We start from the raw sequence: 12,607 nt of genomic DNA on the forward strand, positions 1-12,607 counted from the left end.
TTAGGCTCCTGACACTGTCTGCGGGCCGTACCTTGATATTGAGGTATAGGTTTGTAGTCCCTCCTATCGAAATGTGAGAGTGGAGGTCACCCGCAGAATGAGCGACAACCCGGTCCGAGAGAGTGCGAACGAGAGCGACCACGCCCTCCAGCAAGGTCGCGCAGTGACGACCCCCTCGTTCGACACGTTGTTCGACCTCCTCGCAGACCGTCGGCGTCGATACGCGCTCTACGCGCTGGTCGGTGCAGAAGAAGGTCTCACCGACCTCTCCGCGCTCGTGGACGAAGTAGCGATGCAAGAAGCGCGCAACGAGGAGCGGAAACTCACCGATTCTCTCTGCGCTGACATCGCTGACGAACTCCGCGAGGAGCATCTCCCCAAAATCGCCGAAGCGGACATCGTCGATTACGACGACCGGAGCGAAACCGTCCGCTACTGGCGACAGCCGACGTTAGAGGAGTATCTCGAACACACACACTTCAAAGAATTCGCGGACGCCTAACCCCCGCTGACGTCTTCTAATTTTTTGTCGTCTACGAGTAGCACGAGACCGAATAGACGAAGAGAACGACGACCCGTAGTCGTCAGTAGCCGCGCTCGATGAGGTAGTCCGCGATGCCCGCGAGCAGTTCGCGCGCCTCGTTCTCCGGCAGCACCGCCAGTCGGTCCTTACCGCGAGCGACGAGCGTCTCCGCTTTCTCCTTTGCGTAGTCGATGCTCCCGGCGTCTTCGAGGACGGCCACCGCCTCGGAGATTTCGGCTTCCGTCACCGCGTCTACGTCCTCGGTCTCGACCAGCGACTCCACGTCCACGCCCTGTTCGCGGGCGTGGAGCGTGATGATGGTCTGTTTGTTCTCGACGAGGTCGCTACCGCGCTGTTTGCCGAGTTCCTCGCTCGGCACCGTCAGGTCGAGTACGTCGTCCTGAATCTGGAACGCACAGCCCACGTCGATGCCGTACTGGTAGAGTTGCTCGACGGTCTCGTCGTCGGCACCCCAGAGGATAGCGGGCATGGCCGCCGCCGCGCCGTACAGCACGGCGGTCTTGTGCTCTATCATGTTCAGATACTCCTCCGGCAGCACGTTCGTTCGGTTCTCGAAGGCAACGTCGAGCGCTTGGCCTTCGCAGATGTTCGTGCAGGTCGAAGCCAGCACGTCCATCGCGCCGACGACGCGGTCGGACGGTGCTTCGGCGTCGAGCAGTATCTCGAACGCCTTCGAGTAGAGCGTGTCGCCCGCGAGAATCGCCGTCTCCGTGTCGTACTCCCGATGAACCGCCGGAACGCCCCGTCGCAGGTCGTCGTCGTCCATGATGTCGTCGTGGATGAGCGTGAACGACTGGATGACCTCTATGCTGACCGCCGCGGCCATCACGTCTACGGGGTCGCCGTTCACGTCCGGGAACGACCGATACGCCGCCGTCTCGGGTTCGACGTCGGCGAGCGCCTCGGCGACGAGCAACAGCACGGTCGGCCGGAGGCGCTTGCCACCGGCGTCCAAGATGTAGCGCGCGGCTTCGTAGAGCCGTTCGGGGTCGGTTATCGGGAGGTCCTCTCGGATAGCGTCGTTGACGAGTTCGCGTCGCTGTTCGACCACTCCCAACACCCGGTCCTCCAGTGATTCGGCGCTCGCGTCGGTCATATTATTCGACGAGTTGGATGAGGTTGCCGTTTCGGGTCACGTGCAGGTCTCTGCCCAGCGTGTAGCCCTGGCTCTCACAGAGGTCCACGTACGGCGCGAACCCTTTCATGTCTTGGTGAGCCGGGATGATGTGCTGGGGCTGGAGCGCGTCTAGCATCTCGTAGTGGCCTTCCTCGCGGAGGTGGCCCGAAACGTGGACGTCGTCGTAGATGCGCGCACCCTGCATCTTCAGGAGTCGCTCGGCCTGATACCGCTGGCCCTCGTTGGTCGGCTCCGGAATGACCCGTGCCGAGAAGATGACCTTGTCACCGTCGTTGAGTTCGTACGGCGTCTCGCCGCGAGCCATCCGGGTGAGCATCGCGCGCGGTTCGCCCTGGTGGCCAGTGACGATAGGCAGGTAGTTCTCCTTGCCCTCCTTCATGATTCGTTTGAACGTGCGGTCCACGCTCTTGCGGTGGCCGAACATGCCCATGTCTTCGGGAAAGTCCACGAAGTTCAGGCGCTCGGCGGTGCCGCTGTACTTCTCCATCGAGCGACCGAGGAGTACCGGCTGGCGACCGATGTCGTGGGCGAACTCCACGAGGCTCTTCACGCGGGCGATGTGGCTGGAGAACGTCGTCGCCACGATGCCGCCGTCGTAGTCCTGGACGGAGTACATCACGTCTTTCAGTTCCGCACGCGCGACGGACTCGCTGGCCGTGCGGCCTTTTCGGCCTGCGTTCGTACAGTCCTCGATGTACGCGAGGACGCCCTCGCCCTCGCGGCCGATCTCTCGGAACCGCTCCATGTCGATGGGGTCGCCCAGCACGGGCGTGTGGTCCATTCGCTTGTCCAGTCCGTAGACGACTGCGCCTTCCGGCGTATGCAGGACCGGGTTGATTGCGTCGATGATGGAGTGTGTGACGTTGACGAATTCGAGGTCTACGTTTCCGCTGTCCCCGATGGACATCGTCTCGCCGGGGTCCATCTTCACGAGGTCGTTTTCGACGCCGAACTTCTCCTCGCCCTGAATCTGCTGTTTCACCAGTTCGATGGTGAACGGCGTGGCGACGATGGGTGCGTTGTATCGGTGAGCCAGTTTGCTGATGGCACCGATGTGGTCCAAGTGACCGTGCGTCGGCACGATGGCCTGTACGTCGCCTTCGAGGTCCGACATCACGCGGTCGTCCGGAATCGCGCCCATGTCGATGAGGTCGAGGCTGTGTAGTTTCTCTGTCTCGACGTTGTCGTGCAGCAGCACCTTCGACAGGTTCAGCCCCATGTCGAAGATGACAACGTCTTCGCCTGCGCGGACGGCAGTACACTGCCGTCCGACTTCTTCGTAACCGCCAATTGTTGCGATTTCTATTTCCATAGTTTACTCCGTATGCAAAGCCACGTTCGGTGGCACCGATATGCACTCAAACCTCCCCGCGGCACGAGTCCCGGCCGCGGCGTCTTGCAGCCGTCGGTGGGAACCTCGCGGGTTTCCGCAACGCCGCGAGGGATGGGTCTATCGTGGCTTTACGCGCCGGGGTAATAAAAACTGCCGGGATGGCCGTGGTCGTCAGACGTATTACTCTGCTCTCGCCGAAACTGGAGCTATCCTGTCTACTCCTCGTCTGTCGGCACGACGGTTTTCCCGGTCGCTTCGGGGACGACGCGCCTGTCTGCGTCCTGCCACTCGCGCTCTAACTCTCGGCTCTCGAACAGGTGGTCCAGAAACACCGCGAGCCCCGCGACTTCCGAGTGTGGCTGGTTCGTCACGCCGACGTTCATATCTGCGGCCTCGTACACGTCGAACGAGACCTTCTGTGAACCGACGACCGCCAGAATCGGGTCACCGCCCCCGTGTGCGTCTCGAATCTCGTCTTCCACGTCTTGGACGCGCTCGCCGTACATCGTCAGGTGGACCACCAGTCCCGGCCAGTCGCGGATGACGGCCTTCGGACTGTCGGTCAACTCCACTTCGAAGGGACCGCCGAAGCGGTCGGTGATGTCTTCGACAGTGCCCAGCGACTTGCTCGCGTCGCCAGCGAGAATCGCACGGTCGGCCCCCAGTGCCCGCGCGGTCAGGCCGACGTGCGTCGTCATCCGCTCGTCGCGGCCCGGCCGATGGCCGAGTCGAAGCACCGCGACTTCGGGTTCGCCTTGCATACCCGAAGATGGACGACGGGCCGATTAGGGGGTTTCGGAACGATGCTGTGAGGACTCGTCCAGTCGCTCGAACCACGAACGAGCCTCCTGCCACCCCTCTTCTATCGGTCTCCAGTTCGTGAACTCCACGCGTTGGGCATCGAAATCGCACTCGACGACGTCTGCGTCGTCTAACTTCGGGAGATGCGTATGTTGGAGCGAGATGTGCATCCGCCGGACGTCTTCGTGAGAGGGGTCGTCCCACGTCTGCGAGGCGATTCGTTCGGCGAGCTGTTCGACTCCAATCGGGCGCTCTCGTCTTGCGAGGAGATGTATCGTCGCTCGGCGATGACTGTCTGAGAGCAGCTCGAACAGGTCGTCGATTCGGTTGCCTCGGGGACGATTCTCGGTCACGACTGCCTCCTAGGGAGCCACGGATAGATGGCTGTCTCTCGGTGACGAGTGGGTTTTTATGACCGGTTTCGGCTAAAAGCGGGGAGTTTGACGTGCCACCGGGTTTAAATAACGCTCGATATTTCCGCTCCGACCGACTCACCGGTCGGTGACGAGCGTCTCTCTGACCAGCGTCGAGATGCCACGTCGAATCCGCTGAGAGACCGAGTTGTCGCTGATGTCGAGTTCGGTCGCCAGTTCCGACAGCGTGGTGTCTCGTGGCACTTCCCAGTATCCTTCTTCGTACGCAGTGAGGATGGCTTCGGTCTGTTCGTCGGTGAGTATCCCATTTTCGTGGGGGAACTCCGGGTTGTAGAGGCGGAGTATCTCGACGTCGAGCGAGTGGTCTCGACACTCCTGGCGAAACGCCGCGACTCGGTCCCTGTCGTGGAAGCGAAGGCGGAACTCCCACTCCTCGGCGTTGCCCTCGGCTTCGAGGACGCGGCCGTCCGTCTGGACCAGCGGTTGGATGATGCTGTTTATCTCGGGTGCCCAGTCCAACTGATAGAGCGTTCGGTCGCCCTCCTCCGCGAGAATCGTCACGTCGTTGGTCAAGGGGTCGTCTCGGAGCGAGGCTTCGATCTGTTCGGGATCAGCCCCCGAAATCCAGAACAGCGGCATGATACCCTTCCCCAGTGGGACCACCTTTTCGAGTTCTACTTCCACGTCGGGTTGGTCCTCGAACACACGTCCGAGAGCGAACTGGTCGGCGGGTATCGACACGTCGAGGATGACGACCATACACCGCAAACAAGTTGTGTAAGTATCACTTTTGCCCATGCTCCGACGCCGTCTGCGGAAAAAAGAGTCGTAGGAACGATGCAACGAAGGCTACTCGAACAACTGAGCCACGCCGACCGAGTCCGTAGCTCCGACGAACTCCGAGAAGACGTAGGTCAGACCAGCGACAACGGTCCCTCCGACCAACAGGAGAACGCCGACTGGTATGTCAGTGTAGCCTGCCGCGAGGAACGAGAACGTCGCGACACCTGCCGCCAAGGCGGCGTAGGGAATCTGGGTGTTGACGTGGTCCACGTGGTCGCTCGCGGCGAACATGCTCGACAGCACCGTCGTGTCCGAAATCGGCGAACAGTGGTCGCCGAACAGTGACCCCGTCAGAATCGCACCGATTGCCGGGGCGATGGGCGCGCCGAGAGTGTGGGCCAGCGGCACCGCGACGGGGAACAGGATTCCCATCGTCCCCCACGACGTGCCGATAGAGAAGCTAATCAGCGCCGCCGAGAGGAAGATTACCGCGGGGAGCAGTTCCGGCGTGATGATTCCCTCCGAGATGCTGACGACGTACGGTCCGACGCCGAGCGACTGGCTAATCGCGCCGATGGACCACGCGAGCGTAAGGATGGCGACGGGGAACATCACCATCTTGAACCCCTCGAAGATGGAGTCGCTCACGTCGTCCAGCGAGATGCGAGCGTGACCGACGAGGATGGCGAGGATGGTCGCACATCCAGCGAACGCGGCCCACAGAATCGCGTCGGCTGTCGCCGCGTTCTTCATCGCGTCGTCGAAAGTGCCGAACACGGCACCGACCGATTCGGCGAGACCAGTCGCTTGTGCGAGCGCGGCACTCGTCTTCTCGATGCCGCCACCGGTGAACCAGAGGCTGAAGATGGTGACGACGACGAGCGAGACGATGGGCGCGGCGAAGTACCACCAACGTGGATCCACGTGGTCGGGCGTCTCGATGTCGCTCGCTTGCGTCTCCATCAGGGGGTTGGCGTCGTCTCGCAACACCTTCCCCTCCTCGCGGGCGCGCCGTTCGGCTTTCTTCATCGGGCCGAAGTTCCAGTCGCCGAGAACCACGGCGAACACGAGCAACAGCGCGAACAGGCTGTAGAACCGGAACGGAATCGACTGAACGAACACGACGAACGCGTTGCGCTCGATGCCCAACGCGTTGAACTGCTGTTGGATGAGTCCGACTTCGAAGCCGAGCCACGTCGAGACCACCGAGATGGAGGCCATCGGCGCAGTCGTCGAGTCGAGAATGTACGCCAACTTCTCTCTGCTGACGTTGAACCGGTCGGTGACCGGTCGCATGACCGACCCCGAAATCATTGTGGAGGCGTAGGAGTCGAAGAAGATGGTCATCCCCAGCAGGGAGGTTCCTATCTGGGCCTGCCGACTCGTCTTGACGCGCTTTACGATTGCGTCTGCGACCGAACGCATCCCGCCCGAGAGGAATATCATCCCGAGCATCGCGCCAGTCAGGAACGTAAACAGTAGCAACTTGACGTTGAACGACGCCGTCAACTGCGTGACGACGATGCCGAGTGACTTCGCCCCGCCAGCGATGGGGTTCCACCCGACGAGAATCGTCGCCCCGAGCCAGATGCCCGCGAACAGGGAGAGCAGTGCCTGTCGGGACGCCAGCGTAAGAGCGATGGCAAGTAATGCTGGTAGTAAACTTATCAGTCCGTACGTTTCAGTTGGCATCGAGTAACAATAGGACGAATCCCGCAGTAAAGTCTGTTGGCCTTAGCTAAATCCAATAGGAAATCCAATGTTCGCAAGTTAGAGTGTAGTTTAGTCTAATATTTGTGAATTGGTGGCAGTCTACGAGGGCGTCGAATCGGCACGAACTCAGACCGAGAACTCTGCTCGCGCTTCGACGTCTTCTTCTTGTACTTCCAACGTGGCGACCACCGTGTAGTCCCCGGGTCGAGCGTCGTCCCACGCGGCCGGATACACCTTCGTTTCCCCGGCGTCGAACGACTCGGTGCGGAGGGCTTGGGTGAACATCTGGCCGTCGCTGGCCCGCCAGATTTCCTCGCCGTCTTCCAGTACTGCGAAGTCGGCGCTCAGACCGCTCCGGAAGGTCAGGTTCGCTTCCGCTTCGCTCGCGTTCTCGACTTGGAGCGCGAACTCGACGTGGTCGTCGGACTGCTGGACTGCGACGGAACTCTCGAATGCCATACCGGTACTCCGACGGCCAGACGTGAAAACTTTTCTCCGAAAGACGGAGGGGCGAAAGGAGTGGTTAGTCGTCGCTCGAATCCAGACCGACTGCGGCGGCCGCATCGACCAGTCCGTAGCCCTGCTCGCGGGCGGAGAGGCCGAGGTCCTCGGCGGTGTTCTGCATGTGAGTTCGCGCGCCGGTGTTAGTGTAGCCCTCTGCGGCGAGCAGCGCGCCGACGCCAGAAACGTGCGCCGTGGCGAACGAAGTCCCCGAGAGCGTGGTGCAACCGCCATCCATGCCTATCGTCGTGATGTCTTGGCCCGGTGCGCACAGTTCGATTTCCGAACCTCTGCTGGAGAAAGACGCGAGTTCGTCGTCCTTGTTGGTCGCACTGACTGCGATGACCTCCGAGTAGGCGGCCGGATAGCCGACACAGCTATCCGAGCACGGACCGCTTCCGCCCGCGGCACCGACGAGCAGGACGCCGTTGTCGTAGGCGTACTGGCAGGCGTCCTTGATTGCTTGCGACCCAGAGCTACCGCCGATGCTCATGTTGGCCACGTCCCAGCCTTGGTCGGCGACGTACTCGATGCCAGTGGCGATGTCGGAGTACGACCCCGAACCCCAGTCGTTCAGCACCTTCACCGAGTGGAGCGTCGCGTCGGGTGCGACGCCAGTCGTACAGCTACAGGACTCACTCGCGCCGATGATTCCGGCGACCTGTGTGCCGTGGCCGTTGTCGTCGTCCCACGTGTAGTTGCACGAGGACCCCGAGCAGTCCACGACGGCGTACCCAGAACCGACGTTCGGCAGACACCCGTTGTCACTGTCGATGCCGGTGTCGAGGACCGCAACGTCCGCGCCGTCGCCCGTGTAGCCGTTGACGTTCGACACGTCGGCGTCGATTCGGTCGTAGTTCCACGGGAGCGCCAGTGCTTCCATCAGGCCGTTGGCTTCGACGTAGCGGACGTTCGGATTCCTATCGAGTGCCGTCGCGGCCTTCTTGGGCAGACGAAGCGTCGCGGCGTCGAAGACGAACTCACGAACGACTTCGTCGGCCGCGTCGAGTGCGGCCGCACGGCCCGCGCCACCGGAGAAACCGACGTTCACTTCGACGGTGTCGTCGGGGGCGGCGGAAGCGAGACCCGTCGCACCGAGTGCGAGCAGCGAACTACCGGTCGTTTGCAGGACAGTTCGGCGTGTGATGGATTGTCGTTCTGGCATCAATATTCGACACACGCCCAAATAACTAAAAGTTAACTATTGATACTATGGAATTTAATTGGTTCCGCCGTCGGTAGGTTCTGTGAAAGAAGGTAGGAGTCGCGTTCAGGGGCGGTCGTGGATGACAGACTGGCCCCGCAGATACCCCTCACGTACTGTTGCTCGAATCGAGGCCGAGCGCCGCGGCGGCGTCGAGCAGTCCGGAACCGGACTCGTTCGCACCAAGTCCGATGTCCTCGGCCGTGTTCTTCAGCCGACTCCGCGCTTCAGTGTTGGTGTATCCGTCGGCCATTAGTTGGCCACCAGCGCCGGAGACGTGCGGGCACGCCATCGAGGTGCCCGAGAGCGTGTCGTACGTCCCGGCGAGGTACGTCGAGTAGATGTTCGACCCGGGCGCGGCGAGTTCGACCTGTGGCCCCTGCGAAGAGAAACTCGACAGTTCATCGTTCTGGTTCGTCGAACTCACGGCGACGCACTCGTCGTACGCCGCGGGATATCCGACACAGTCCGTACACGGTCCGTCGTTGCCCGCCGCGGCGACGAGTAGGACGCCCTGTCCGTAAGCGTACTCGCAGGCGTCTTTCAGCGTCTGGGAGGCACCGCCGCCGAGGCTGAGGCTCCCGACGTCCCAGCCCTGGTCGCCGACGTATTCGATGCCGGCGGCGACGTCCGAGGTAGTGCCGGACCCCGACGCGGTCAGGACCTTCACGGCGTGGAGCGTCGCTTCCGTCGAGACGCCGACGACGCCCTGGCTGTTGTCGATGGCGTCGGCGATGCCGGCGCAGTGGGTACCGTGACCGTTGTCGTCTTCCCAGTTGGAAGACTCGATGCCGCCCGTGAACGCGCGGCCCTTCCCGATGTTGGCCTCCAGGTCCGGGTGGTTGCTGTCGATACCGGTGTCGATGATGGCGACGTCGGCACCAGCACCCGTCTCGCCGTTGCTGTGAGCGACTTCCGAATCGACGCGGTCCTGTCCCCACGGGAGCGTCTGGGCAAGTGCCTCGACGGTTTCGTTCGCTTCGACGTACCGGACATTGGGGTTGTTTTCGAGCCCTGCGACCGCTTTCTTCGCCGCGCGGAGCGTGACGACGTCGATAGAGCCGAACTCGCGGACGACGTGGTCGGCCGCGTCGAAGGCGGCCTGTCGGCCACGCTCGGCGGAAAAGCCGACGTTCACCTCGACGGTCTGGTCGTCTGCGGCCGCTCCGAGCGGACTCACAGCTGTCGTCGCAAGCGATGCACCGGCGACTTTCAGAACGGAACGACGCGAGATGCCATCGGGTTGGTGTACCATAGCAAGCTACCAGTCGCACGCCACCTTTATATTCTTTCTTTGCACATTTGATAAAAATTCACTGGAGAAAACATTCTCCGAGTATAAGTTCAGAATTTTCTGCTATCACGGGTTCGATTCTCGGGAGTTCGGGCGAAAAGGGGATGACGCGGCTTCGGGGTCTTCGAAGACGACGACTCCCAGCGCGGGAGTCGAGGTCGGTTCTACGTGCTGTCGCTCGAGTCGAGACCGAGTGCGGCCGCTGCGTCGAGGAGTCCAGCACCGGACTCGTTCGAACCCAGACCGATGTCTTCGGCCGTACTCGCCAACTGGTTGCGGGCTTCCGTGTTGGTGTACCCGTTGGCCATCAGTAGCCCGGCGACACCTGCGACGTGCGGGGTCGCCATCGAGGTGCCCGAGAAGGTGTCGTAGGTACCGTTCGCGACCGAGGAGTAGATGTCCGTCCCGGGCGCGGCGATGTCCACTTCCGGTCCCTGCGAGGAGAAACTCGACAGGCCGTCGCTGGAGTTCGTCGAAGAGACCGCCATGACTTCGGGGTAGGCCGCCGGGTAGCCGACACAGTCCGTACACGGCCCGGAGTTGCCAGCCGCACCGACGAGGAAGACGCCGTTGTTGACGGCGTACTGGCAGGCGTCTCGGAGCGCCGAGGAGCCCGAGGACGCACCGAGGGACATCGAGCCAACGTCCCAGCCCTGGTCGGCGACGTACTCGACACCGGCCGTGATGTCGGAGAACGACCCGCTGCCACACTTGTCGAGGACTTTCACGGCGTGGAGCGTCGCGTCCGTCGAAGCACCGACGACGCCCTGACTGTTATCTACTGCGTCGGCGATACCGGCACAGTGGGTGCCGTGGTCGTTGTCGTCGGTCCAACTGTAGTTACACGTGTTGTTCGCAGGCTTCGCACCGTAGCGACAGCCACCCTTCGTGGAACAGGCGACGAACGACTTGCCGGAGCCGATGTTTGCGCTGAGGTCGGGGTGGTCGTCGTCGATACCCGTGTCGATGATGGCGATGTCGGCACCTGCACCTGTCTCGCCGTTCGCGTGTGCGACTTCCGAGTCGATTCGGTCCTGTCCCCAGTCGAGAGTCTGAGCGAGCGCGTGCATCTGCCCGTTCTCCTCGACGTAGCGGATGTTCGGATTTTTGTCGAGCGCCGTGACGGCCTGCTTCGCCGCCCGAAGTGTGACGATGTTCAGCGAGTCGAAGTCACGGACGACGTGGTCGGCCGCGTCGAGCGCGAGCGAACGACCGCGCTCGGAGGAGAACCCGATGTTGACTTCGACCGTGTCACCGGGCTTGGCGGCCGCGAGACCACTGCCAGCGGCAGTTGCCACAGAGGCACCGGCCAGTTTCAGAATGTTACGTCGAGAGACACCATTGTCATTACCCAACATGCGTCTTGACGTTCCATGGCACACCTATAATACTTTCTGAAACGGTATTAAAATATCAGAGATAATTACTTCTATGCCTGATTCTTTTAGTAAAAGTAACTAAAAATAGTTTCGGAATGGGGGTTCAGCGCGACAAAATAACTGAATCTATGCACATCCTGCCGCTCGCCCGAAATCCTCGCTTCGCGTCGTTAGGTTGCGAGACCCGAATTGAGCGGGGGATGTAGACCAGGAGGAGCTTACGTGCTGTCGCTTGAGTCGAAACCGAGCGCGGCCGCAGTGTCGAGCAGTCCAGCACCAGACTCGTTGCTCGCCAGACCGATGTTTTCGGCCGTGGACTTGATCGTGCTACGGGTCTGGGAGTTGCTGCTGCCGTTGGCCATCAACTGACCACCAGTTCCGGCGACGTGCGGAGTCGCCATCGAGGTACCCGAGAAGGTGTCGTAGCCGCCGATGACCGTCGAGTAGATGTCCGTCCCGGGTGCGGCGATTTCGACTTCCGGACCGGTCGAGGAGAAACTCGACAGGCCGTCGCTGGAGTTCGTCGAGGAGACCGCCATGAACTCGTCGTATGCGGCCGGATAGCCGACACAGTCTGTACACGGGCCGGAGTTGCCCGCCGCGGCGACGAGGAACACGCCGTTGTTCTGTGCGTAGACGCCAGCGTCCTTGACGGCCTGACTACCACTGCTGGCTCCGAGGCTGAGAGAACCGACGTCCCAGCCTTGGTCGGCGACGTACTCGATACCTGCGGCAACGTCCGAGAACGACCCGCTCCCTCTGTTGTCCAGCACCTTCACTGCGTGGAGCGTCGCGTCCGTCGAGACGCCGACGACGCCCTGACTGTTGTCCACGGCGTCGGCGATACCGGCACAGTGGGTGCCGTGGTCGTTGTCGTCCGTCCACGCGTAGTTGCAGCTACCGCCGCGACAACTGACGAACGCTTCGCCTGCACCGACGTTCGCTTGCAGGTCCGGATGGTCGTCGTCGATACCCGTGTCGATGATAGCGATGTCGGCACCACTGCCAGTTTCGCCGTTGGCGTGTGCGACCTCCGCGTCCACGCGGTCGATGCCCCACGGCAGGGTCTGTGCGAGCGCGTGCATCTGCCCGTTCTCCTCGACGTAGCGGACGTTCGGGTTCTTGTCGAGCGCCGTGACGGCCTGCTTCGCCGCCCGAAGTGTGACGATGTCCAGCGAGTCGAAGTTCCGAACGACTTCGTCGGCCGCGTCGAGCGCGAGCGAACGACCGCGCTCGGATTTGACACCGACGTTTACCTCTACTGTGTCGTCTGGCTTCGCCGCCGCGAGTCCAGTTACACTGAGCGTCGCCGCAGACGCACCGGCCATTTGCAGCACCTTTCGCCGCGAAACACCATTGTCGTTGCGTGGCATGCGATAGAATAATTCACTATGTATCGCTATTAAAAATTTCTTCTAGAACAATTCATTAATTAAACTACTGCAACTATCGTAGTTACTTTTCAGCCCGATTTAATCGTGTTCCGCTCCTCGGTATTCGCCGCAGTACGCGTCGAAACTAGTCACACGATGCGCGAACCTCT

The 12,607-nt window shown here is 61.7% G+C and carries 12 protein-coding genes; 1 reads left to right on the plus strand and 11 read right to left on the minus strand.

What is annotated here, in order from left to right:
• Positions 1-97: 97 nt before the first annotated feature.
• Positions 98-502: a DUF7344 domain-containing protein gene (locus F7R90_RS07750; RefSeq protein ID WP_225741290.1), complete on the plus strand. Its 405-nt coding sequence runs from the start codon at positions 98-100 to the stop codon at positions 500-502.
• Positions 503-584: 82 nt separating this feature from the next.
• Here F7R90_RS07750 and idsA3 read toward each other — a convergent pair whose 3' ends face one another.
• From idsA3 to F7R90_RS07805, 11 genes are all read right to left on the minus strand, one after another.
• Entirely contained in the window at positions 585-1,640 is a 1,056-nt protein-coding gene (idsA3, locus tag F7R90_RS07755) for a geranylfarnesyl diphosphate synthase (RefSeq protein WP_158056678.1), read from the minus strand.
• A gap of 1 nt (position 1,641) precedes the next feature.
• The gene (locus tag F7R90_RS07760) at positions 1,642-2,994 is read right to left on the minus strand and encodes a ribonuclease J (RefSeq protein WP_158056679.1); all 1,353 of its coding nucleotides are present in this window, start codon (positions 2,992-2,994) and stop codon (positions 1,642-1,644) included.
• A 236-nt stretch (positions 2,995-3,230) separates the two neighbouring features.
• A complete protein-coding gene (locus tag F7R90_RS07765; RefSeq protein WP_158056680.1) occupies positions 3,231-3,776 on the minus strand; it encodes a tRNA (cytidine(56)-2'-O)-methyltransferase in 546 nt (181 codons plus the stop codon).
• A gap of 24 nt (positions 3,777-3,800) precedes the next feature.
• Positions 3,801-4,169 carry a DUF7344 domain-containing protein gene (locus F7R90_RS07770; RefSeq protein WP_158056681.1) on the minus strand — a complete coding sequence of 123 codons (369 nt, stop codon included), beginning with the start codon at positions 4,167-4,169 and terminating at the stop codon, positions 3,801-3,803.
• 138 nt (positions 4,170-4,307) lie between these two features.
• The gene (locus tag F7R90_RS07775; protein WP_192498432.1) at positions 4,308-4,949 is read right to left on the minus strand and encodes a helix-turn-helix domain-containing protein; all 642 of its coding nucleotides are present in this window, start codon (positions 4,947-4,949) and stop codon (positions 4,308-4,310) included.
• A gap of 90 nt (positions 4,950-5,039) precedes the next feature.
• A complete protein-coding gene (locus F7R90_RS07780; RefSeq protein WP_158056683.1) occupies positions 5,040-6,665 on the minus strand; it encodes a Na+/H+ antiporter NhaC family protein in 1,626 nt (541 codons plus the stop codon).
• A gap of 147 nt (positions 6,666-6,812) precedes the next feature.
• Positions 6,813-7,145, minus strand: a complete 333-nt coding sequence (locus F7R90_RS07785) for a BsuPI-related putative proteinase inhibitor (protein WP_158056684.1) — start codon at positions 7,143-7,145, stop codon at positions 6,813-6,815.
• 64 nt (positions 7,146-7,209) lie between these two features.
• On the minus strand, positions 7,210-8,352 hold the full coding sequence (locus F7R90_RS07790; protein ID WP_158056685.1) for a S8 family peptidase: 1,143 nt from the start codon (positions 8,350-8,352) through the stop codon (positions 7,210-7,212).
• A 148-nt stretch (positions 8,353-8,500) separates the two neighbouring features.
• Complete coding sequence (locus F7R90_RS07795; RefSeq protein WP_158056686.1) at positions 8,501-9,646, minus strand: S8 family peptidase; 1,146 nt, start codon at positions 9,644-9,646, stop codon at positions 8,501-8,503.
• Positions 9,647-9,849: 203 nt separating this feature from the next.
• Positions 9,850-11,043 (minus strand): S8 family serine peptidase, encoded by a 1,194-nt coding sequence (locus F7R90_RS07800; RefSeq protein WP_158056687.1) that lies wholly within the window; start codon positions 11,041-11,043, stop codon positions 9,850-9,852.
• Positions 11,044-11,282: 239 nt separating this feature from the next.
• Positions 11,283-12,437: a S8 family serine peptidase gene (locus F7R90_RS07805; RefSeq protein WP_192498433.1), complete on the minus strand. Its 1,155-nt coding sequence runs from the start codon at positions 12,435-12,437 to the stop codon at positions 11,283-11,285.
• Between the last annotated feature and the right edge of the window lie 170 nt (positions 12,438-12,607).

The sequence above is a fragment of the Halorussus halophilus genome, assembly GCF_008831545.1.
Classification (GTDB): domain Archaea; phylum Halobacteriota; class Halobacteria; order Halobacteriales; family Haladaptataceae; genus Halorussus; species Halorussus halophilus.